The following is a 20,718-nucleotide window of genomic DNA, read 5'->3' as shown; positions in this document are numbered from 1 at the left end:
CCGGCACCGCAGCCCTACGGCATCCTCCGCGCGGAGGACCCCCGCGCGGCGGGGAACGGTACCCGGGGAGGACGCGCAGCCCCGATCACGCTCGGTAGCGTCGATCCCATGATCACAGCAGAAGGCCTCACGAAGAGATTCGGAGACAAGACGGCCGTCCAGGACGTGTCGTTCACCGTCCAGCCGGGCAGCGTCACCGGCTTCCTCGGCCCGAACGGTGCCGGCAAGTCGACCACGATGCGGATGATCGTCGGCCTCGACCGGCCGACGTCCGGCACGGCCACCGTCGCCGGCCGCGAGTACCGCAAGCTCCGGGCGCCGCTCACGGAGGTCGGGGTCCTCCTCGACGCGAAGGCCGTGCACACGGGCCGCACCGCGCGCAACCACCTGCGAGCCGTGGCGGCGACGCACGGCATCCCTGCCTCTCGCGTCGACGAGGTCATCGACCTCGCAGGCATCGGGCCGGTGGCCCGCAAGCGCGCCGGCAAGTTCTCCCTCGGCATGGGACAGCGACTGGGGATCGCGTCGGCTCTGCTGGGCGATCCGCACACCCTGATCCTCGACGAGCCGGTCAACGGCCTCGACCCCGAGGGGGTGCGCTGGGTGCGCCAGTTCGTTCGCCACGCCGCCTCCGAGGGCCGCACCGTCCTCCTCTCCAGCCACCTGATGAGCGAGATGGCGCAGACCGCCGACCACGTCATCGTGATGGGACGAGGGCGTGTCCTCGCCGACGCGCCGATCGACGAGCTCGTCCGCGCCTGGACCACGAACACGGTCAGGGTGCGTACGCCGCGGCCGGCCGATCTCGTGGCGGCCGTGGGCGGTCCCTCCGTCGAGGTCGTGAGCTCCGCCCCCGACCTGCTCGACATCGTCGGGCTCCCCGCCTCCCGCATCGGCGACCTCGCCGCAGAACGCGGCATCCCCCTGCACGAGCTCACTCCGACCACGGGCTCGCTCGAAGACGCCTACCTCGCCCTCACCGGCGACTCCGTCGAATACCGGACGAAGGAGATCTCATGACCGTCCAGGCTCCGCCCCTCACCCGTCAGCGCGTCGACACAGGACGCCACCTCTCCTTCTTGCGCGCACTGCGCGGAGAGTGGATCAAGCTGTCCACCCTGCGCTCCACGTGGTGGTCGATCGGCATCGCCGCGATCCTCACGATCGGCATCGCCGTGCTCATCGCCCAGGCGATCGACCTGCCCGGGTTCGAGCCCATCCAGGCCGTGGTCATGCCGATCCAGTTCACGATGCTGCTCGCGGGCATCCTTGGCGCGATCTCGGTCACCGGCGAGTACTCGACGGGCATGATCCGCTCGACCCTCGCCGCGAACCCGAAGCGCGGGTCGGTGCTGGCCGCCAAGGCCGTGGTCGTCGGGCTCTTCCTGTTCGTGTCGTCGCTGGTCATCTTCACTCTCGCGGCCGTCGCCGTCTCGGCCGTCGTCGCTCCGCGCGATCAGAGCATCGACTGGTCCGACCCCTCGGCCTCGCTGTTGCCGATCGTGGTGTCCTCGCTCGCCATGGCGGTGTTCGCACTCATCGGCGTCGCCTTCGGGTTCATCCTGCGCTCGGGCGCCGGAGCGATCGCCGCGACCGTGGGCCTCCTGTTCGTGCTGCCGATCGTCGCGAGCTTCTTCGCGGTCGCCGGCGAGGCCTGGACCTGGGTGATGGATGCCGCGAACTACCTGCCCGTCGCCGCCGCGCAGAGCGCGATCCTCCCCGACGGCGCAGCCCTCGAGGGACCTGTCGCCTACCTCACGCTGGCCGGGTGGGTGGCCGGTGGCCTGCTCGCCGCGTGGGCGGTCCTGCGCACTCGCGACGCGTGACCACTCCCCCGCCCGCACAGCCGCGTAGAGTCGGCCGGTGAGCAGAACGCGCAGCCGCAGCCCCTCGGTCCGAGAGGACGAGGGGCTGCGGCTGCCGCGTCCCCCGGGTGTGCTGCGCCGGTTCTGGGCTCGGCATCCGGTGGTCGCCGATGTGCTGATCGCGCTGGTGTGCCTGCTTCTCTCGCTGGTGCCGGCGGGGACCATCACCCGCGATCTGCCGGCGCCGATCGCGATCGGCCTGTCGATCCTGACCCCCGCGGCAGTGCTTGCGGCCTGCGCCACGCTGCTCTGGCGGCGGACGCGTCCCCTGGTGCCGTTCGTGGCGGCATTCCTCCTCGAAGCGGGGTTCCTCTTCGCGCTGGCCCCGATCGGCTCGCCGCTGATGCTGGTCACCTGCTACTCGCTCGCCGTGTACCGCTCGTCGCGAGCAGCCTGGACCGGGTTCGGCATCGGCGTCGCCTCGCTCGCGGCATTCGGAGGTCTGCTCACGCTCACTGGCGTCATCACCTTGCAGGTCGCCGCGAACGCCGTGCTGATGTCGGTCGTGCTCGGCTTGATCGGCACCCTCATCGGCGTCAACGTCGGCGGGCGCAAGCGCTACCTCGCGGCGGTGATCGACCGGTCGCGTCAGCTGCTCGTCGAACGCGATCAGCAGGCTCAGCTCGCCGCGGCCGATGAGCGGGCGCGCATCGCCAGGGAGATGCACGACATCGTCTCCCACTCCCTCACCGTGATCGTGGCCCTGTCCGAGGGCGCTGCCGCGACGCCGGACCGGGAGCAGGCGCGCGCTGCCGCATCGTCCGCCGCCGAGACGGCGCGCAGCGCTCTCACCGAGATGCGAGCGATGCTCGGCGTGCTCCGCGCCGACGATTCGCCCCTCCCTCTCGCTCCCCTGGAGCCGACGCCTCCTCAGGAGACGGTCGCGCAGGCCCAGCGCGCCGGCTACCCCGTGACGCTGTCGGTCGTGGGAGGCGCAGCCCTCGCACCGACGGTCGCGCACGCGGTCGGTCGCATCGTGCAGGAGGGCGTCACGAATGCCATGCGTCACGCACCCTCGGCCACGTCGATCGCTGTGCAGCTCGCCTACTCGGAGGAGTCGGTGACGGTCGAGATCGTCAACGACGGCGCACGACCGACCGTCGGCAGCTCGGGATTCGGGCTCCGCGGTCTGGCGGAGCGCGCGGCGCATGCGGGCGGCACGATCACCTCCCTGCCGATCGAAGACGGCCGGTGGATGCTCCGCGCCGAACTCCCCACGCGCACACCCGACCCCGTAGACGAACCGAAGGAACGCCCATGACCGACCCGATCACCCTCCTCCTGGTCGATGACCAGGAGCTCATCCGGTTCGGCTTCCGGATGGTGCTCGACGCCGAGGACGACCTGGTCGTCATCGGCGAGGCCGCCGACGGTCATGCCGCGATCGCCCAGGCGACGGCTCTGCATCCCGACGTCGTGCTGATGGACATCCGGATGCCGGGACTCGACGGCATCGCCGCGACCGAGGCGATCGTGCGCGCGCATCCCGAGACCCGTGTACTCGTGCTGACCACTTTCGACCTCGACGAGTACGCGTTCGGCGCGATCCGCGCGGGCGCGAGCGGCTTCCTCCTGAAGGATGCGCAGCGCCACGAGATGATCTCCGCCATCCGGGCCGTGCATCGCGGCGACGCGGCTCTCGCTCCCCGTGTGACGCGGATGCTCCTGGAGCACGTGACCCCTCAGCTGGGCACCGCCGCCGCGGCTGCTCCGTCCGCCGTCGAGGATCCGACCTCGGAGCTGACCGACCGCGAGCGCGACGTCTTCCTCGAGATCGCCAGGGGTCTCACCAACGCCGAGATCGCTACGGCACTGTTCGTCAGCGAGTCCACGGTGAAGACGCACGTGGGGCGGGTCCTCGCGAAGCTCGGTGCTCGCGACCGCATCCATCTGGTGATCCTCGCCCACCGTCTCGGACTCGTCCCTGACGAGGAGCTGCCCTCCGGCTCGTGAGCGGAACCGGAGGGCAGCCTGGGCGGCCTTAGGCCGTGGTCGGCGTCCACTCCGAGACGCGATCGAGGGCCTCGACCTCGTCCGCGGTGAGCTCCAGCCGTGCCCCGGCGAGCAGATCGGGCACCTGGGCGACCGTGCGTGCGCTGGCGATGGGGGCGGCCACAGTCGGCTTCGCCCGCAGCCAGGCGAGCGCGGTCGCTGCGATCGTGGCTCCGTGCGCGTCGCCGATCCGCTCCAGCTCGTCGATGATGCGCAGCCCCGCCTCGGTGGCGTACTTCGCCGCACCGGCGGCACGGGGAGAGGTCTGCCCCGCAGTGTCCGCGCTGCGGTACTTGCCGGTGAGGAAGCCGCTGGCCAACGAGTAGTACGGCACGAGACCGAGGTCGAACTCCTCGGCGACCGGGATGATCGTCTCCTCGACGACGTTGCGGTGCACGAGGTTGTAGTGCGGCTGCACGGCGACGGGCAGGGCGACACCGGTGCGACGAGCGATCTCGATCCACTCGCGGATGCGCTCGGCGCTGTAGTTCGACACGGCCACGTTGCGCACCAGGCCGTCGCTCACGAGCTGGCCGAACGCGGTCACCGTCTCCTCGAGGGGCACGCTCGCGTCATCGAAGTGCGCGTAGTAGAGGTCGATGGTGTCGACCCCCAGCCGCGCGAGGGAGGCCTCGGCGGCCTTGCGGACGTTCGAGGCCGCGAGCCCGGAGAAGTCCGGATGCTGACTCACCTTCGTGGCGACGGTCACGTCCGCGGGCTTGCGGGATGCGAGCCACTCGCCGATGATCGTCTCGCTCTCGCCGCCGGAGTTGCCCGGCACCCAGGAGCTGTACGAGTCGGCGGTGTCGATGAAGTCTCCGCCTCCGTCGATGAAAGCGTCGAGCACCGCGAAGGATTCGTCGCGGTCGGCCGTCCAGCCGAAGACGTTGCCGCCGAGTGCGAGGGGGAAGACGTCGAGGTCACTGTGTCCGATACGGGTCATGCCAGGGACAACCGGCCACCGCCGCACAGTATTTCGTGGGTGACGGCGAATGTCGGATGCCGGTCGGTGAGCGTGCGATGAAGGCCCGCCCCCGTGTTCTCCCGGGGCGGGCCTTCATGTGCGGTGCCGACTACAGGACTCGAACCTGCAACCCCCGTATTACAAGTACGGTGCGCTACCAATTGCGCCAAGTCGGCGGACGCCACCCAGCTTAGCGACGGGCGGAGGGCACCGAGAAACTACGGCGTGGTGCTGGGCGACGGGGCCGGAGTGGGCGTCGGCGACTCCGTGGCGTAGTACGCGTCGCTGGCGACGGTCAGCACGAACTGCGAGAACTCGCTCGGGTCGTCGAGTGCCCCGACGTATGCCTCGCCGTTGACGACGATCATCGGCGCAGCCGTCAGCACGAGGTCATCGGAGCCCACCAGCGGTCCCTCGAGAGCGCGAGAGGTGGCATCCTTCGCCCAGGTCACGTAGTCCTGATCCTCGATGCACGACCGGACGCTCTTGACGTTGTCCGAGCCGACGGCACCGGCGATGTCGGCGAGCTGTTCGTCCGAGAAGCCGTCCGTGTTCACCTCGGGCTGGTCGTCGAGCAGATCGTGGTTGAAGGCGTAGAACTGCTCGGGCGAGTGCGTCGCGACGCACGCGGCCGCCGCAGCGGAGCGCAGCGAGTACTTGGTGCCGTTCGAGCTCGCGGTCAGGAGCGCGACAGGGTGGTAGGTCACGGTAGCCGCGCCCTCGGAGATCCAGTTGACGAGCTGGCGGGCATTCGCGCGCTCGAACTCGCCGGCATCGGGCGACAGGTAGTCGACGTAGATGTGGATGTCGACGGTGCTCGACGTCGTGGGCTCGGGAGTCGGGGTCGACTCGCCGCCCGCTTCGGTCTCGTCGGGGCTCGGGGTCGCGATCGCCTCGTCCGAGACGGCCGCTGCACTGATGTCGGAGACGAGGATGCCGTCGTGGTCCATGCCGCCCGGCGTCAGCTGCGGCTTGGACACCTGCGCCGTGACGGCGAGGGTGATGGCGGTGCCGATGGCGCCGACCGCGACGACGGCGACGACACCGAGGATGATTCGTCGCATCAGGCGCGCCCTCGACTGCTGGGCGTGCACCTTCTGTGCCTTCTCCCGCACGGCCTCACGCGAATTGCGAGGGCTGGGGACGTTCGGCGTCTCGTCGCTCGACATCGTTCCTCTAGACAGTCTCAGGGGGGCAGGGTGGCCCCGGACACCACTCGGGTGGCGAACGCCGCGAAAAGCGGCCGAGATCGATGTTAACCAGCCTGGCTGAGAAATACCCAGATGGACCGGCATCTGCCATACTGAACCCGACCCGATGAGGGGTCACGGCGGATCGCTCCGCCGCTCTATCACTACGGATCGTCCGGCACGTACCTGCCGGTGAAGGAGAAACACAATGGCATCTGTGACTTTCGACGAGGCCACCCGCCTCTACCCCGGCGGAACCCGCCCGGCTGTCGACAAGCTGAACCTCGAGGTCGCCGATGGCGAATTCCTCGTTCTCGTCGGCCCCTCCGGCTGCGGTAAGTCCACCTCGCTGCGTATGCTCGCCGGCCTCGAAGAGGTCAACGCGGGACGCATCCTCATCGGTGACCGCGACGTCACCGACGTGCCCCCGAAGGACCGCGACATCGCGATGGTCTTCCAGAACTACGCGCTGTACCCGCACATGACGGTCGCCGAGAACATGGGCTTCGCGCTCAAGATCGCCGGCGTCGGCAAAGAAGAGCGCGCCACCCGCGTGCTCGAGGCCGCCAAGCTGCTCGACCTCGAGGAGTACCTGACCCGCAAGCCGAAGGCCCTCTCCGGTGGTCAGCGTCAGCGTGTCGCCATGGGCCGCGCCATCGTGCGTCAGCCGCAGGTCTTCCTCATGGACGAGCCGCTGTCGAACCTCGACGCCAAGCTGCGCGTGCAAACCCGTACGCAGATCGCGTCGCTGCAGCGTCGTCTCGGTGTCACCACGGTCTACGTCACGCACGACCAGACCGAGGCCCTCACCATGGGTGACCGCATCGCCGTTCTGAAGGACGGCCTGCTGCAGCAGGTCGGCACCCCGCGCGACCTGTACGAGAAGCCCGAGAACGTGTTCGTCGCCGGCTTCATCGGCTCCCCTGCGATGAACCTGTTCAGCGCTGACCTCGCCGACGGCGGCGTGCGCTTCGGCACCGAGGTCGTCCCGCTCGACCGCGACACCGTGGGTCGTGCGAACGGCTCGCAGGTCACCGTCGGCGTCCGCCCCGAGGACATCACCGTCGGCCCCGCCGACGGCAAGGGCCTCTCGGTCGTCGTGGACCTCGTCGAGGAGCTCGGCGCCGATGGCTACCTCTACGGCCACACCGAGATCAACGGAAAGCGCGCCGACCTCGTCGCCCGCGTCGACGGCCGCAGCCACCCCAACGCGGGTGAGACCGTCACCCTCGCTGCGAACGCGGGCCACGTGCACGCCTTCGACATCGAGTCGGGTGTCCGTCTGAACGACAAGCCGATCGTCTCCGCCTGATCGGATCCACTGACGCGGCGCGGGCAGACTTCGGTCGCCCGCGCCGCTTCTGGTTTCACCCCCACCCCCTGGAGAGTCATGCAGGATGCGCTGCGGATCACCGCGAGCTCGATCGATCCCGGCCTGCTGGCCCTGCCCTGGTCGACATCGCTCGCGAAGTGGCCGTCCGAGAAGATCGTGTCGCTGCCGAAGGGCCTCTCCCGGCACCTGGTGCGGTTCGCCGACCTGTCCGGTCGTGTCGTCGCCGTCAAGGAGACGACCGACGAGATGGCCAGGCGCGAGTACGAGATGCTGGGCAACCTCGCTCGCCTGGACGTCCCGTGCGTCGACCGCGTCGCCGTGATCGCCGGACGGACGGATGCCGACGGCGAGCCGCTGCCTGCCGCCCTCGTCACCTCGCACCTGCGGTTCTCGATGCCCTACCGCGCGCTCTTCACGCGGGTGCTGCGTCCGGACACTGCCAACCGACTCGTCGACGCTCTCGCCGTGCTTCTGGTGCGACTGCACAACGTCGGCTTCTACTGGGGCGACGTGTCGCTGTCGAACACGCTTTTCCGCCGTGACGCCGGCGCGTTCGCCGCCTACCTGGTCGATGCCGAGACGGGTGAGCTGCACGAAGAGGGCCTCACCGACGGCCAGCGGGCGTACGACCTCGACCTCGCCCGCACGAACATCGCCGGAGAGGTCATGGATCTCGCCGCCGGCGGACGTCTCGAGCACGGCGTCGACGCGATCGCGATCGCGGACGGCATCGTGTCGTCGTACCGGTCGCTGTGGGCGGAGCTGACCGCCCAGGAGTCCTTCTCCGCCGCAGAGACCTGGCGGATCACCGAGCGGGTCGAACGCCTCAACGCACTCGGGTTCGACATCGACGAGATGTCGATGTCGACCACCTCCGACGGGACGGTCGTGGAGATCCAGCCGAAGGTGGTCGATGCGGGCCACCACCAGCGTCGCCTGATCCGTCTCACGGGCCTCGACGTGGAGGAGAACCAGGCGCGCCGCCTGCTCAACGACCTCGACGAGTTCCGCGCCCGGTCGACCAAGCAGTGGGCCGACGAGGAGATGTACGCCCACGAGTGGCTCACCCGCGTGTTCGAGCCCGTCGTGCGCGCGATCCCCTACGAGCTGCGCGCGAAGCTCGAGCCGGCCGAGGTGTTTCACCAGGTGCTGGAGCACCGCTGGTACCTGTCTCAGGCGCAGGGGCGTTCCGTGCCGCTCGCCGAGGTGCTGACGAGCTACGTCAAGGAGGTGCTGCGGCACCGGCGCGACGAGGCCACGATCATGGGGCCGCCCACCGAGACGATGAGCCTGCCCGTCATCACCGGCGCGAACCCGGTGTCAGACGACGACGATGACGAGGTCGACTGGCGCGACCTCGTCTGATCCGCTCAGTATCCGACGGTGAAACGACCGCGGCGGTGGGCCGGACGCTCGATCTCGTCGACCACGGCGACCGCGAAGTCGGCACCCGAGATGAACGACCTGCCCTCGGCATCCCGCACCAGCACGTCGCCGCCGTCGCGGTAGTGTCCGGTGCGCTCGCCCTCGGCCCACGGCCCGAAGACCTCGGCCGGGTGGATGAAGAACCAGTCCAGCGACGCGTCGGTGGACTCGAGCAGCGCGAGCGAATCGATGCCGACCTGCGCCTCGTGCTTGTACTCCTCGGGGAAGTCCAGATCGAACAGGCGCGGACCTTCGGGAGTCACGAGGCTCCCGCCGGCGCCGCCGATGACGCCCAGGCGCGTGCTCGTATCCGCGAGCTCGGCGATGACGTTCGTCAGCGCCTCCAGCACCCGGTCGGCCATGTCGCCGCGCGGCGAGAGGGCGGAGACCACGGCATCCGCTCCGTCGAACGCGTTGGCGAGCGAGGAGATGTCCAGCGCGGAGCCCTGGACATACGAGGCACCCTCGACCGCATCCGTCGGGATGCTGCGCGAGATCGCGATCACGTCATGGCCGCGGCTCACCGCCTCGGACACGATGTGACGGCCGGCGTAGCCGGTTCCTCCGAGAACGACGATACGAGCCATGACGCGCTTCTCCCCTACTTCTTGGCGTTGCGGATGGTCGACACCTGGTACAGCGCGACGGAGGTCGCGATGCCGGCGTTCAGCGATTCGGTCACGGCCGAAATCGGGATCGACACGATCTGGTCGCACGTCTCGGCCACCAGACGCGAGAGGCCCTTGCCCTCGGACCCTGTGACGATCACGACCGGACGATCGGCCAGCTGCAGCTCGGGGAGCAGCACGTCGCCGTCGCCGTCGAGGCCGAGGACGAAGACGCCCTGCTTCTTGAACTCCTTGAGCTGCGTGGTGAGGTTGGTCGCCAGGGCGACGGGCACACGAGCTGCCGCTCCGGCGCTGGTCTTCCAGGCCGCGGAGTTCACTCCGGCCGATCGACGCTGCGGCAGGATGATGCCGTGGCCGCCGAAGGCGCCCGTCGAGCGGATGATCGCGCCGAGGTTGCGCGGGTCGGTGATGCCGTCGAGGGCGACGAACAGCGGGACCTCGCCCTTGTCGATGACCGCTTCGAGCAGATCCTGCGGATGCGCGTACTCGTAAGGGGGAACCTTGACGGCGACGCCCTGGTGCACACCGTCGAACCCGGCCATGCGGTCGAGCTCCTGACGCGTCACCTCGAGCACCGGGATGCCGCGGTTCGTGGCGATCGACAGCATCTCCTTGACCCTGTCGTCCATCTCGACGCGCTGCGCGATGTAGAACGCCGACGCCGGGATCTTCGCCCGCAGCGCCTCGAGCACCGAGTTGCGGCCAGTGACGACCTCGACATCCGTGGTGTTGTCCTTCGCGCGGGCGGAGCGGTTCGGGCTCCCGCCCGTCTGACGCTGCTGTCCGGGCCTGCCCTTGCCGCCGGATGCGGCGTAGCGCTCGGCCGCGGCCTTGCGCTTGCCTGCGGGGTGCCAGGCGCGGTCCTCCGCCTTGGGCGTCGGTCCGCGACCCTCGAGGGACTTGCGTCCGAGTCCGCCGGTGCCCTTGGTGGGGCCCTTCTTCTTGCCGTTGCTTGCGCCGGGGCGCTGTGGCTTAGCCATCGATACTCCAATGAGTTCCGGCCGGAGAATCCTCCAGCGTGATTCCTGCGGCGGCGATCGCATCTCGGATGCGATCGGCCGCCGCCCAGTCCTTGTCAGCGCGTGCCTGGGCGCGCTGGGTGATCATCGTGCGCACGAGCGCATCGAGAGCGGATGCCTGTGCTCCGCCACCCGTCGCCCCGCCCACCGGGGCGAACCCGAGCACGTCGAGCATCGCGAGCACTTCGTGCCTCGCCGTCGCCGCCCCGTCGAGGTCAGCGGCATCGAGCGCCGCGTTGCCGGCGCGCACGGTGTCGTGCATGACTCCGAGAGCCTGCGGGATGCCGAGGTCGTCGTCCATCGCGGCGGCGAACGCCTCAGGCACCGGTGTGCGCTCCGCCCAGCCGATCGTCTGGGGAAGCATGCGCTCGGCGCGCTCGACGAACGTGCGGATGCGACCGAGTGCCGCCTCCGCTTCGGCCCAGGACGACTCGGAGAGGTCGAGGCTCGACCGATAGTGCGCGGCCGCCAGGGCGTAGCGCACCACCTGCGGATCGCGCTCGGCGAGCACATCGGCGGCGAGGGTGAAGTTGCCGAACGACTTCGACATCTTCTGGCCGCCGACGGTCACGAGGCCGTTGTGCACCCAGTATCGGGCGAAGCCGTCTCCGGCCGCAGTCGACTGCGCGAGCTCGTTCTCGTGGTGCGGGAAGCGCAGGTCGAGTCCGCCGCCGTGGATGTCGAACTCTGCGCCGAGGTAGCGCTTCGCCATGGCGGAGCATTCGATGTGCCATCCGGGGCGGCCCGCTCCCCAGGGTGACTGCCACGTGGCATCCGCCTGCTCGCCGGCCTTCGCGCCCTTCCAGAGGGCGAAATCCTGCGGAGCGCGCTTGCCTCGGGGGTCGGCGTCCTCCGCCGCCTCCATCGCGTCGACGGACTGGTTCGTCAGGGATCCGTAGTCCGACCATGACCGGACGTCGAAGTAGACATCACCGGAGTCGTCGGGCGCGGGGTACGCGTGACCGCCCTCGATCAATGTCGCGATGATCTCCTGCATCTGCGGAATCGAGGCGGTCGCCCGCGGCTCGTACGTCGGCGGGAGGATGCCGATCCCGGCATATGCGGCGGTGAACTCCTGTTCCATGCGATAGGCCAGCGCCCACCACGGCTCGGTGTCGGTCGCATTCGCGAGCACCTTGTCGTCGATGTCCGTGACATTGCGCACGAATGTGACCCGACCGTAGCGGTGCGTCAGCCAGCGGCGGAGGAGATCGAAGCTCAGAGCGGCCCGGACGTGCCCGATGTGGGGGCCGGACTGCACCGTGGCGCCACAGACGTACATCGTGATGTTCTCGGGATCGAGAGGCACGAAGTCCCGCAGCTGCTGCGCGCGGGTGTCATAGAGGCGGAGAGTCACCGCACAAGCCTACCGGGCGGCCGGTCGCGTTGACTGGGTGTGACCCCGGCCGCAGATCGGGACGCATCCGGCTCAGTCGACCGGGAACACCTGCCCGGTCTGCACGCCGAGCACGCTTTTCACGAACGCCTGCCCCACGCGGTGCGACGACACCGGCACGAAGCCGGGGAACGACGAGTGGTACCCCGGGGCGTCCTCGAGCACCGAGGGGCTGACCGCGTTGATGCGGATGCCGCGCGGGAGCTCGGTCGCCGCGGCGTGGACGTACGACTCGACGGCGCCGTTGGCGAGCGAGGCGGCGGCGCCGGTGGCGATCGGCTCGCGCGACAGGATGCCGGAGGTGAGGGTGATCGACCCGCCGTCGCGCACATACGGGGTGCCGATGCGGACAACGTCGAGCTGCGACAGCACCTTGCCCCGGAACGCCGACTCGTAGTCCGCGTGGGAGAGATCGGCGAGCGGACGGAACGGGACCTCGCCGACGGCGACGATCACGGCATCCACCTGGCCGGTGGAGGCGAAGAGACGCTCGATCGAGCTCGGGTCGGTGATGTCGACCGACGGCTCGCTGCTCCGAGAGGCCGACACGACCTCGTGGCCGTCCAGCGCCTCGACCGCCGTGCGCCCGACCTGTCCTCCGGCTCCGATGACGAGAATCCTCATGATGCCTCCCTCTGCGCGTGCGACGACCGCACGACCTCCTGCGACAACGAGCGCGGATGCCGGGGCATTCCCCGCCGTACGGACCGAGCCGTCATCGCGGGTGGACGATCGCGACGGCGGTGACGGCGATCCCCTCGCCCCTGCCCGAGAAGCCCAGCCCGTCGGTGGTGGTCGCGGTGACCGAGACGGGCGCTCCCCCGAGGGCCGTGGAAAGCACCCGCTCGGCCTCCGCGCGCCGCCCGCTGAAGCGAGGGCGGTTGCCCTGGAACTGGGCCGAGACGTTGCCGATCACGAATCCCGCCTCCGACAGCAGCTCTCGGGTGCGAGCCAGGAACACCTCGGCATGAGCACCGGCGTACTCCGGATGCGCAGTTCCGAAGTGCTCGCCGATGTCGCCGAGGCCCGCGGCGCCCAGCAGTGCGTCGACGATCGCGTGCGCCACCGCATCACCGTCGGAATGGCCGGAGAGTGCGGGTTCCCCAGGCCACACGAGCCCCGCGAGCCAGAGATCGCCCTCGCCGCCGAACGCGTGAACGTCCGTCCCCATGCCGACGCGGGGATGACTCCCGCGCGGCGGCGGATCGGCTGCCGCGACGGCCGGTCCGGTCAGGGGCTCGGCGGCCAGCAGCTGCCTCGCGCGCTCGAGATCGGCCGGCGTCGTGATCTTGAACCCCCGGGCGTCGCCCGGGATATGACCGACCCGGTGGCCGGCTGCGGCATACAGGGCCGCGTCGTCGGTGTACTCGATGCCGGATGCGAGCGCCGCCGCATACGCGGACTCGAGCAGTGCGCGGGGGAACCCCTGCGGGGTCTGGGCCGCCGCCAGCGCGTCGCGATCGACGGGACCGACGATCGCCGAGCCGTCGACGCGCTTCAGCGTGTCGACCACAGGAAGGGTCGGGATGACCCCGACGACGCCGTCGACGGCATCCGCCACGCGGTCGATGACGGCGGGCGGAGTCAGCGCCCGCGCGGCGTCATGCACCAGCACCGTGGACACGTCGCCCCAGAGCGCGGCGAGCCCCGCGGCCACCGACTGCTGACGGGTGTCGCCTCCGGTCACCACTCGGCCCAACTCTCGGCGCTGTCCCGCTGCCGCCCGCAGCTCGGTCTCGGCGTCGCCCTCGAAGCCGGCGGGGGCCACGACGATCACCTGGGCGGGCGCTGCGGCGAAGACCCCCTCGAGCGCGTGGCGGAGGATCGAGTGGCCGTCGATGCCGACGAACGCCTTGGGCGCTCCGGCATCCAGCCTCGTGCCGGAGCCGGCGGCGACGACGATGATCGCGGTGTCGGGGACGGGAAGCATGCTCACCCTGTTCACGTTACCGGCGCGCACGAAAAAAGGCGGATGCCGGAGCATCCGCCTCGTCTCGATCCACTCAGGACGCGAGAACCTCGTCGAGCAGTGCGCTCGCCTTGTCCTCGTCGGTCTTCTCTGCGAGAGCCAGCTCGGAGATGAGGATCTGACGCGCCTTGGCCAGCATCCGCTTCTCACCCGCCGACAGACCGCGGTCCTGATCCCGACGCCACAGGTCGCGCACGACCTCGCTCACCTTGATGACGTCGCCGGAGGCGAGCTTCTCGAGGTTCGCCTTGTAACGACGCGACCAGTTCGTGGGCTCTTCCGTGAACGGAGCGCGCAGAACCTCGAACACATGGTCGAGGCCCTCCCGGCCGATCACATCGCGGACTCCCACAAGATCGACGTTCTCAGCGGGCACCTCGATGATGAGGTCCCCCTGGGTGACGTTGAGCTTCAGATACTTCTTCGCCTCACCCTTGATGATGCGTTCCTTGACCTCGATGATGGTCGCGGCGCCATGGTGCGGATAGACGACAGTTTCGCCAACCTCAAAAAGCATAAAAACGTGTCCTTTCGGCAACCTCAAGGATACCACAGGGGACATGCGCTAAGGTTCGCGCCGCCGCGTCCTCTGGCGGCCCCTCGCATACGCATAGAATGGGATGCGGATATCCCGTCGGACCTCAGGAGGACCCGTGAAATCGCGCCTTGTTGCGTCTGCCGCCATCAGCGCCCTCGTTCTTCTCGGCGCGACGGGCTGCACGTTCATCTCGCCGCAGGCGACGACGATCGAGTACTCCGCCTCCGACGGCGTCAACGTCTCGGACAAGGACGGCCCCATCGACGTCCGCAACGCCTTCGTCGTCGCGACCGAAGACGGCTCCGTGGGCAACTTCGTCGGCGCACTCGTGAACCCGACCTCCGACAAGGCGACGCTCACGATCACGGTCTCGGGCGTCGAAGACGACCCGCTCACCGTCCAGGTGCCGGCAGGCAAGACCATCAGCCTCGGTGGCGACGAGGAGCCGCTGCGCATCGTCGGCCTCGACACGATGCCGGGCGCGACCGTCGAGATCCACTTCCAGTCCGGCGACGGCGCAGGGACGAAGACCGAGGTCCCCGTCCTCGACGGCTCGCTGCCGTACTACGCCGACCTCGTGCCCGATATGACCGAGAGCACGCCGGAGCCCACGCCGATGCCGACCGACACGGCAGCGCCGGCTCCCGAGAACTGATCCACAGCGCACGCTGACGGAAGAGGCCGACACCCCGCGGGGTGTCGGCCTCTTCGGTCGTCAGGGAGAGCGCAGCGACGCTCAGCCCTCGAAGCGATACCCCAGGCCCCGCACGGTGACGAGCATCACCGGCTCACCGGGGTTCTCCTCGATGCGTGAGCGGATGCGCTTGATGTGCACGTCGAGCGTCTTCGTGTCGCCGAAGTAGTCACTCCCCCACACCCGGTCGATGAGCTGCCCCCTGGTGAGGACACGACCCGAGTTGCGCATCAGCACCTCGAGCAGCTCGAACTCCTTCAGCGGCATGTTGATCTGCTGACCGGCGACCGAGACCGTGTGGCGGTCGATGTCGAGCGACACACGTCCCCCGTCGAGGACCCGCTCGTCGAGCTCGCTGTCGGCCTGGACCACGCGACGCAGCACCGCCCGCATCCTGGCGAGCAGCTCCCTCGACGAGTACGGCTTGGTGACGTAGTCGTCGGCGCCGAGCTCGAGCCCCACCACGATGTCGACCTCGGAGTCCTTGGCCGTGACCATGATGATCGGCACGGCGGAGGTCGACCGGATCTGTCGGCACACCTCGGTGCCCGGCATGCCGGGGAGCATCAGGTCGAGCAGCACGACGTCGGCTCCGCGCTCGCGGAACGCCGTGAGGGCGCCGGGGCCGTCCTCCGCGATCTCCACCTCGTACCCCTCGCGGCGCAGGAGGTAGGCGAGCGGGTCGGCCAGGTCGGGCTCGTCCTCGACCAGAAGGATGCGGGTCATGCGTTCTCTCCGTTTCGGACGCGAGCGGGGGCCTTCGCCTCTTTGCGCTCGCGCTTCTTCTTGCTCTTCTTGTCCTTGTCGACCCTCGGTGGAGCGTCGATCCTCGGAAGCCGGATGGTGAAGGTGGATCCGCGGCCGGGGCGCGACCAGAGCCGCACCTCGCCGCCGTGGCGCTGGGTCGCGTGCTTGACGATCGAGAGCCCGAGGCCGGTGCCGCCGGTGCGGCGGGAGCGAGCCTCGTCCGCACGATAGAAGCGCTCGAAGATGCGCTCGCGGTCGCCCTCGGCGATCCCGATGCCCTGATCGGAGACGGCGATCTCGACGACGCCCTCCTCGGCCTTCACGCCGATGCCGACGCGGGATCCTCGCGGCGAATAGGCGATCGCGTTGGCGATGAGATTGCCGAAAGCCTCGATGAGGATCTGCGAGTCCCCGCGGACCCACACGCCCCGGTCCCCGCCGCGGGCGATCTCGACCCCGGCGGAATCGGCCTGCACGACATGGGCTTCGAGCGCAGTCGCGAGCACCTCGTCGATCGCGACGGGGCGCACGTCGGAGAGAGCATCCTCGGCCTGCAGGCGGGACAGGCTCATGATGCGGCCGGTCAGCTGCCCCAGACGCGAGGCCTCGGCGGAGATGCGCGTCGCGAAGTGGCGGACCTGCGCCGGGTCGTCGGCTGCCGACTCGATCGCCTCGGCCAGCAGGGTGACGGCACCCACCGGGGTCTTGAGTTCGTGACTGGTGTTGGCGACGAAGTCGCGGCGCATCTGATCCAGACGCTCCTGCTCGGTGACATCCCTGATGATCAGCAGAGTCATGCGCGGGCTGATCACGCTCGCGCGTGCCGACACCAGGCGCGGGTCGAGACTGAGCCCGCCGCGGGTGAGCCGCAGCGACTCGGTGGCGGAGCCGCCCTCTGCGCGCCCGCCCCGCACGAGCTGACGCAGCTCGGGGTTCTCCAGCGGAGACCCCACCTCGATGCCGAAGCGCGTCGCCGCCTTCGAGACGGCGAGGACGAGTCCGGACGAGTCCACCACGCAGGCGGCATCGTCCATGCTGCCGAGCACCGCCGTCACGCCCTCCGGGACCACGAGAGACGTCTCGTCGGCGACGCGGGCTCTCGCGCGGTACGCCCAGGCCACCAGGAGCGAGAGGCCGACGCCGATCACGAGTCCCGCGGCCAACGCGAGCAGCGCGATCTGCGGCAGGGTCATATCCCCAGCGTAGAGTGCGTTCACCTGCGATTCGGCGGGTTCACCGGCCCTCACCCCGACGCGAGAAGTACTATTCACGTGCTGGGCACCGTTCGTTAACCTTCGGAGCAGACAATCGCTCTCGGGCCTGTGCGGGAGCGCTGTGCTCTCCTCCCGCGCGAACGCACCAGCCGTCTCGCGCTGGCATCACAGTCGAGACCCGAACGAAAGGTTGCGCCGACATGCGCGAAGTCTTCCATCAGTCCCTCGAGGACCTGCAGTCCCAGCTCGTGGAGATCGCCGACCTCGTCACGGTCTCGATCGACAAGGCCACCCGCTCGTTCGCCACGAGCGACGTGGAGCTGGCAGAGGAGGTCATCGCGGACGACGCGAAGATCGACGCTCTGGCCGTCGCCCTCGACGAGCAGGCCATCGAGATCCTGGCGAGGCAGCAGCCGGTCGCGCGCGATCTGCGCGTCGTCGTCACCGCGCTGCGCGTCAGCGCGTCGCTCGAGCGCATGGGCGACATGTCCGAGCACATCGCCCAGCTCGCGCGCCTGCGCTTCCCCGAGCGCGCCATCCCGAAGGGCCTCAAGGGCACCTTCACGAAGATGGGCGAGCTGGACGTCGAGATCTCCCGCACGCTCTCGGAGCTCCTGCGCACCCAGGACCTGAAGCTGGCCGACACGATCCGCAACACCGACGACGACATCGACGAGCTGCACGCCAGCGTGTTCGAGAAGGTGCTCAGCGACAACTGGAAGGGCGAGGCCACCGCGACGGTGGATGCCACGCTCGCCAGCCGCTACCACGAGCGCTTCGCCGACCACGCGGTCGCCGTCGCCAAGAAGGTCATCTACCTGGCCACGGGCGACTGGCGCATCGAGGAGGAGGACATCCCTCTGGCGATCGAGCAGCAGCAGGAGTTCGGTCACGCCTGAGTCCTCGACGGACGCGAGAAGGGGGCGGATGCTGTCAGCATCCGCCCCCTTCGTCGTCCGGTGCTACTTCTTGCCCTGCGCGGCGACTGCTGCCGCTCCGGCGGCTGCCGCCTCCGGATCGAGGTAGCGACCGGGGCCGGTGGGCACGTTGTTCTCGTCCAGCTCGTAGACGAGCGGGATGCCGGTGGGGATGTTGAGCTCGGCGATGTCCTCGTCGCTGATGCCCTCGAGGTGCTTCACGAGGCCGCGCAGCGAGTTGCCGTGCGCCGTCACGAGCACCGTCTTCCCGGCCTCCAGGTCGGGGACGATCGCGCTGTCCCAGTACGGCAGCAGGCGATCGATGACGAGCTTCAGCGACTCGGTGCGGGGCACCTCGCCGTCGATCCCGGCGTAGCGCACGTCGTTCACCTGGCTGAACTCGCTGTCGTCGTCGAGCAGGGGCGGCGGCACGTCGAACGAACGACGCCACAGCTGGAACTGCTCCGGGCCGAACTCCTCGAGCGTCTGCGCCTTGTCCTTGCCCTGCAGAGCACCGTAGTGGCGCTCGTTCAGGCGCCACGAGCGCGTGACGGGGATCCACAGACGGTCGGCCGCGTCGAGGGCGATGTTCGCCGTCTGGATGGCGCGGCTGAGCAGCGATGTGTGCAGCACGTCGGGCAGGATTCCGGCTTCGGCCAGCAGCTCACCACCGCGACGGGCCTCGTTCCTGCCCTGCTCGTTCAGGCGGACATCCACCCAGCCGGTGAAGAGGTTCAGTTCGTTCCACTCGCTCCGGCCGTGACGGAGCAGGATCAGGGTGCGCTTCGCAGTCATGGGCCCAGTTTATCGGCGGAGGTCGACGCGTCCATGCCGCGGCCCTGCGAGGATTGACGCATGGCGTCATCTCCTGTCGGTCGGCCGACCCGCGGCACCACCGGGACGAACCGTCTGCGCCGCAATGACCGCTGGATCGCCGCGAGCCCGGCGTTCCGCCGCGCCGACGACCCGCTCGTGATCGATCTCGGCTACGGAGCGAGCGGGGTGACCGCATTCGAGCTCGCGACCCGCCTGCAGCGGGTGCGCCCGGATGCCGAGGTGCGCGGTCTCGAACTCGACAAGGAGAGGGTGGCCACCGCCGACGGACAGCTCGCCGAGGTCCGGGCCGGACGCACTCCCTTCCCGCGGGACCTGCGGGTCTCGTTCGCCCGCGGCGGCTTCGAGGTGCCGCTCCCCTCCGGACGGCGTCCGGCGGTGATCCGCGCCATGAACGTCCTCCGCCAGTATGACGAGGCGGATGTCGGCGAGGCCTGGCGGACCATGGCATCGCGCCTCTCGACCGCAGGACTGCTGGTCGAGGGGACGTGCGACGAGATCGGCCGCGTGGCGAGCTGGGTCGACGTGGCGCCCACGGGAGCGCCGCTGCGATTCACCCTCTCACTGCGGTTGGCGCAGCTCGAGCGCCCGAGCATCGTCGCCGAGCGCCTCCCGAAGGCGCTGATCCACCGCAACGTGCCGGGCGAGCGGGTGCACTCGCTGCTCCTCGATCTCGACCGCGAGTGGGATCGGGCCGCGCCGCTGTCGACGTTCGGTGCGACGCAGCGCTTCCTCGCCGTCGTCTCGGCTCTGCGTGATCAGGGCTGGCCGGTCCTCGGCGGCAGGAGCCGCTGGAGGCTCGGAGAGCTCACACTCCCCTGGAGCGCGGTGGCGCCACTGATCTGACCCCGGGCTCCCGGTCGTGCCGGTTCAGCCGGCCTGGCGGGGATCCGGTGCGCTGGGGCGACGCGACAGACGCGTGATGCGCGGGATATCGGCCATGGCTCCGGCGTCGGCCGGGACGATCACCTGCTGGGTCGCGGCGATGTCCGCCCCCTCGGCACGGACGACGAGATCGCCGACCGGTGTGCGTCGGGAGAGGATGGCGAGGGCGATCGGGCCGTCCTCGTGATGCCGGGCGACCGAGGTGATGTGTCCGACCTCGTCGTCGCCGGCGAAGACGGCATCGCCCACGGCCGGCAGCACCGCTTCGCTGCCGTCGAGGTGCAGGGCGGCCAGGCGACGCGGCGGATGCCCGAGGTTGTGCACCTTCGCGACGGTCTCCTGTCCGCGGTAGCAGCCCTTGTTCAGGTGCACCGCGGTGCGGATCCAGTCGGATTCGTGCGGCAGTGAGCGCTCGTCGACCTCCGCCGACCAGCGGGGGCGCCAGGCGGCGACCCGCAGCGCCTCGGCGGCGAGGAGCCCTGCCACCTCGTCGGCCGCGAGGGTCGCGGCGAGCGCATCGGCCGCATCCCTCTGGACGATCGCGACGCGCCACGCGAGCTCGGCACCGGGGTGCTCGGAGATCTCGGCGTACTGGTGCCCACCCGCGCTGACCTGCTGCCACGGGTCTGTCCAGACCAGTGCGGCTCCGGTGGGAGCGGATGCCGCGGCGAGCGCGCGCTGCGCCGCGGTGCCGCCGTCGACGAAGCCGAGGAGCGCGAGGTCGGGACGCACGTCGACCGTGGCCTGCGTGCGGAACTTCATCCGGGTCAGCCAGGTCGCGAGCGCGTCGGCGTCGCCGGAGTCGGCGATCAGCCACGTCGACGAGCCGTCGTCGACGACGCCCGCCGCGTGCTCCACCCGACCCTGCGGGTCGAGCACCAGCAGCTCGGTGCTCTCCCCGGGTGCGAGGCGACCGACCGCCTGCGAGGTGATCGAGTCGAGCCAGGTGAGTCGTTCCGAGCCGGCGACCTCGATGACGGTGCGGTCGTCGAGCGGCACGATGGCGGCGCCGACGGCGAGTCGGCGCTGCTCGCGGAAAGCGTCGCCGAAGTGGGCGATCCCGTCGTCGCTCTGCACCGCGCCGGGGATGTCGCTGAAACCGGTCAT

General features: G+C 69.7%; 21 protein-coding genes and 1 tRNA gene. 9 read left to right on the top strand and 13 right to left on the bottom strand.

Annotated elements, in window-relative coordinates:
• The first annotated feature begins 108 nt into the window (after positions 1-108).
• From BLW44_RS05910 to BLW44_RS05895, 4 genes are read left to right on the top strand one after another with little or no spacing between them, the layout of a single operon-like run.
• Positions 109-1,020: an ABC transporter ATP-binding protein gene (locus BLW44_RS05910; protein WP_060926608.1), complete on the top strand. Its 912-nt coding sequence runs from the start codon at positions 109-111 to the stop codon at positions 1,018-1,020.
• A complete protein-coding gene (locus BLW44_RS05905; RefSeq protein ID WP_060926607.1) occupies positions 1,017-1,826 on the top strand; it encodes an ABC-2 transporter permease in 810 nt (269 codons plus the stop codon). The genes BLW44_RS05910 and BLW44_RS05905 overlap by 4 nt, the downstream gene beginning before the upstream one ends.
• Before the next feature lie 37 nt (positions 1,827-1,863).
• Positions 1,864-3,126, top strand: a complete 1,263-nt coding sequence (locus BLW44_RS05900; RefSeq protein WP_060926606.1) for a sensor histidine kinase — start codon at positions 1,864-1,866, stop codon at positions 3,124-3,126.
• A complete protein-coding gene (locus tag BLW44_RS05895) occupies positions 3,123-3,818 on the top strand; it encodes a response regulator (RefSeq protein WP_060926605.1) in 696 nt (231 codons plus the stop codon). The genes BLW44_RS05900 and BLW44_RS05895 overlap by 4 nt, the downstream gene beginning before the upstream one ends.
• Positions 3,819-3,846: 28 nt before the next feature.
• Here BLW44_RS05895 and BLW44_RS05890 read toward each other — a convergent pair whose 3' ends face one another.
• The 3 genes from BLW44_RS05890 to BLW44_RS05880 form a co-directional block, all read right to left on the bottom strand.
• The gene (locus BLW44_RS05890) at positions 3,847-4,800 is read right to left on the bottom strand and encodes an aldo/keto reductase (RefSeq protein WP_060926604.1); all 954 of its coding nucleotides are present in this window, start codon (positions 4,798-4,800) and stop codon (positions 3,847-3,849) included.
• Between the two features lie 124 nt (positions 4,801-4,924).
• Positions 4,925-4,997 (bottom strand) — tRNA-Thr (locus BLW44_RS05885).
• A 42-nt stretch (positions 4,998-5,039) separates the two neighbouring features.
• A complete protein-coding gene (locus BLW44_RS05880; RefSeq protein ID WP_060926603.1) occupies positions 5,040-5,990 on the bottom strand; it encodes a DsbA family protein in 951 nt (316 codons plus the stop codon).
• 229 nt (positions 5,991-6,219) lie between these two features.
• Between BLW44_RS05880 and BLW44_RS05875 the strand changes: the two genes are divergently transcribed.
• The gene (locus tag BLW44_RS05875; RefSeq protein WP_060926602.1) at positions 6,220-7,323 is read left to right on the top strand and encodes an ABC transporter ATP-binding protein; all 1,104 of its coding nucleotides are present in this window, start codon (positions 6,220-6,222) and stop codon (positions 7,321-7,323) included.
• A gap of 78 nt (positions 7,324-7,401) precedes the next feature.
• Positions 7,402-8,709, top strand: a complete 1,308-nt coding sequence (locus tag BLW44_RS05870; protein ID WP_060926601.1) for a DUF4032 domain-containing protein — start codon at positions 7,402-7,404, stop codon at positions 8,707-8,709.
• 5 nt (positions 8,710-8,714) lie between these two features.
• Here the strand turns inward: BLW44_RS05870 and BLW44_RS05865 are convergent, their stop codons facing one another.
• The 6 genes from BLW44_RS05865 to BLW44_RS05840 all read right to left on the bottom strand — a co-directional run bounded on the left by BLW44_RS05865 (position 8,715) and on the right by BLW44_RS05840 (position 14,299).
• Positions 8,715-9,356: an NAD(P)-dependent oxidoreductase gene (locus BLW44_RS05865; protein WP_060926600.1), complete on the bottom strand. Its 642-nt coding sequence runs from the start codon at positions 9,354-9,356 to the stop codon at positions 8,715-8,717.
• A 14-nt stretch (positions 9,357-9,370) separates the two neighbouring features.
• Entirely contained in the window at positions 9,371-10,378 is a 1,008-nt protein-coding gene (rlmB, locus tag BLW44_RS05860; protein ID WP_060926599.1) for a 23S rRNA (guanosine(2251)-2'-O)-methyltransferase RlmB, read from the bottom strand.
• Positions 10,371-11,774 (bottom strand): cysteine--tRNA ligase, encoded by a 1,404-nt coding sequence (gene cysS / locus BLW44_RS05855; protein ID WP_060926598.1) that lies wholly within the window; start codon positions 11,772-11,774, stop codon positions 10,371-10,373. Before cysS ends, rlmB begins: the two co-directional genes overlap by 8 nt.
• Positions 11,775-11,846: 72 nt before the next feature.
• A complete protein-coding gene (locus BLW44_RS05850) occupies positions 11,847-12,437 on the bottom strand; it encodes a short chain dehydrogenase (protein WP_060926597.1) in 591 nt (196 codons plus the stop codon).
• A 91-nt stretch (positions 12,438-12,528) separates the two neighbouring features.
• On the bottom strand, positions 12,529-13,743 hold the full coding sequence (ispD, locus tag BLW44_RS05845) for a 2-C-methyl-D-erythritol 4-phosphate cytidylyltransferase (RefSeq protein WP_420811381.1): 1,215 nt from the start codon (positions 13,741-13,743) through the stop codon (positions 12,529-12,531).
• Between the two features lie 73 nt (positions 13,744-13,816).
• Complete coding sequence (locus BLW44_RS05840; protein WP_056312597.1) at positions 13,817-14,299, bottom strand: CarD family transcriptional regulator; 483 nt, start codon at positions 14,297-14,299, stop codon at positions 13,817-13,819.
• Between the two features lie 136 nt (positions 14,300-14,435).
• Between BLW44_RS05840 and BLW44_RS05835 the strand changes: the two genes are divergently transcribed.
• Positions 14,436-14,975 carry a hypothetical protein gene (locus BLW44_RS05835; protein ID WP_060926596.1) on the top strand — a complete coding sequence of 180 codons (540 nt, stop codon included), beginning with the start codon at positions 14,436-14,438 and terminating at the stop codon, positions 14,973-14,975.
• 81 nt (positions 14,976-15,056) lie between these two features.
• Here BLW44_RS05835 and BLW44_RS05830 read toward each other — a convergent pair whose 3' ends face one another.
• Together BLW44_RS05830 and BLW44_RS05825 are read right to left on the bottom strand one after the other, a co-directional pair.
• Positions 15,057-15,740, bottom strand: a complete 684-nt coding sequence (locus tag BLW44_RS05830) for a response regulator transcription factor (protein WP_060926595.1) — start codon at positions 15,738-15,740, stop codon at positions 15,057-15,059.
• Positions 15,737-16,954 (bottom strand): sensor histidine kinase, encoded by a 1,218-nt coding sequence (locus BLW44_RS05825; protein WP_060926594.1) that lies wholly within the window; start codon positions 16,952-16,954, stop codon positions 15,737-15,739. The genes BLW44_RS05830 and BLW44_RS05825 overlap by 4 nt, the downstream gene beginning before the upstream one ends.
• Before the next feature lie 221 nt (positions 16,955-17,175).
• Between BLW44_RS05825 and phoU the strand changes: the two genes are divergently transcribed.
• Positions 17,176-17,874 carry a phosphate signaling complex protein PhoU gene (phoU, locus tag BLW44_RS05820; RefSeq protein WP_060926593.1) on the top strand — a complete coding sequence of 233 codons (699 nt, stop codon included), beginning with the start codon at positions 17,176-17,178 and terminating at the stop codon, positions 17,872-17,874.
• Between the two features lie 63 nt (positions 17,875-17,937).
• Here phoU and BLW44_RS05815 read toward each other — a convergent pair whose 3' ends face one another.
• Positions 17,938-18,687, bottom strand: a complete 750-nt coding sequence (locus tag BLW44_RS05815; protein WP_060926592.1) for a phosphoglyceromutase — start codon at positions 18,685-18,687, stop codon at positions 17,938-17,940.
• A gap of 60 nt (positions 18,688-18,747) precedes the next feature.
• Here BLW44_RS05815 and BLW44_RS05810 point away from each other — a divergent pair, with 60 nt between their 5' ends.
• Complete coding sequence (locus BLW44_RS05810) at positions 18,748-19,572, top strand: hypothetical protein (protein WP_060926591.1); 825 nt, start codon at positions 18,748-18,750, stop codon at positions 19,570-19,572.
• A 24-nt stretch (positions 19,573-19,596) separates the two neighbouring features.
• On the opposite strand, the gene ygfZ is transcribed toward BLW44_RS05810, so the two are convergent.
• Positions 19,597-20,718 carry a CAF17-like 4Fe-4S cluster assembly/insertion protein YgfZ gene (ygfZ, locus tag BLW44_RS05805; RefSeq protein WP_060926590.1) on the bottom strand — a complete coding sequence of 374 codons (1,122 nt, stop codon included), beginning with the start codon at positions 20,716-20,718 and terminating at the stop codon, positions 19,597-19,599.

The sequence above is a fragment of the Microbacterium hydrocarbonoxydans genome (assembly GCF_900105205.1).
Lineage (GTDB): Bacteria > Actinomycetota > Actinomycetes > Actinomycetales > Microbacteriaceae > Microbacterium > Microbacterium hydrocarbonoxydans.
Note: the sequence above shows the minus strand (reverse complement) of the source record. Positions and strands in the feature narration are given on the sequence as shown.

Excerpts from the sequence above, each read along its gene's own strand:
- BLW44_RS05910 (WP_060926608.1), top strand. The coding sequence starts at position 109 with ATGATCACAGCAGAAGGCCTCACGAAGAGATTCGGAGACAAGACGGCC.
- BLW44_RS05905 (WP_060926607.1), top strand. The coding sequence starts at position 1,017 with ATGACCGTCCAGGCTCCGCCCCTCACCCGTCAGCGCGTCGACACAGGA.
- BLW44_RS05895 (WP_060926605.1), top strand. The coding sequence starts at position 3,123 with ATGACCGACCCGATCACCCTCCTCCTGGTCGATGACCAGGAGCTCATC.
- BLW44_RS05890 (WP_060926604.1), bottom strand. The coding sequence starts at position 4,800 with ATGACCCGTATCGGACACAGTGACCTCGACGTCTTCCCCCTCGCACTC.
- BLW44_RS05880 (WP_060926603.1), bottom strand. The coding sequence starts at position 5,990 with ATGTCGAGCGACGAGACGCCGAACGTCCCCAGCCCTCGCAATTCGCGT.
- BLW44_RS05875 (WP_060926602.1), top strand. The coding sequence starts at position 6,220 with ATGGCATCTGTGACTTTCGACGAGGCCACCCGCCTCTACCCCGGCGGA.
- BLW44_RS05870 (WP_060926601.1), top strand. The coding sequence starts at position 7,402 with ATGCAGGATGCGCTGCGGATCACCGCGAGCTCGATCGATCCCGGCCTG.
- BLW44_RS05865 (WP_060926600.1), bottom strand. The coding sequence starts at position 9,356 with ATGGCTCGTATCGTCGTTCTCGGAGGAACCGGCTACGCCGGCCGTCAC.
- rlmB (WP_060926599.1), bottom strand. The coding sequence starts at position 10,378 with ATGGCTAAGCCACAGCGCCCCGGCGCAAGCAACGGCAAGAAGAAGGGC.
- BLW44_RS05850 (WP_060926597.1), bottom strand. The coding sequence starts at position 12,437 with ATGAGGATTCTCGTCATCGGAGCCGGAGGACAGGTCGGGCGCACGGCG.
- ispD (WP_420811381.1), bottom strand. The coding sequence starts at position 13,743 with ATGCTTCCCGTCCCCGACACCGCGATCATCGTCGTCGCCGCCGGCTCC.
- BLW44_RS05840 (WP_056312597.1), bottom strand. The coding sequence starts at position 14,299 with ATGCTTTTTGAGGTTGGCGAAACTGTCGTCTATCCGCACCATGGCGCC.
- BLW44_RS05830 (WP_060926595.1), bottom strand. The coding sequence starts at position 15,740 with ATGACCCGCATCCTTCTGGTCGAGGACGAGCCCGACCTGGCCGACCCG.
- BLW44_RS05825 (WP_060926594.1), bottom strand. The coding sequence starts at position 16,954 with ATGACCCTGCCGCAGATCGCGCTGCTCGCGTTGGCCGCGGGACTCGTG.
- phoU (WP_060926593.1), top strand. The coding sequence starts at position 17,176 with ATGCGCGAAGTCTTCCATCAGTCCCTCGAGGACCTGCAGTCCCAGCTC.
- BLW44_RS05815 (WP_060926592.1), bottom strand. The coding sequence starts at position 18,687 with ATGACTGCGAAGCGCACCCTGATCCTGCTCCGTCACGGCCGGAGCGAG.
- BLW44_RS05810 (WP_060926591.1), top strand. The coding sequence starts at position 18,748 with ATGGCGTCATCTCCTGTCGGTCGGCCGACCCGCGGCACCACCGGGACG.
- ygfZ (WP_060926590.1), bottom strand. The coding sequence starts at position 20,718 with ATGACCGGTTTCAGCGACATCCCCGGCGCGGTGCAGAGCGACGACGGG.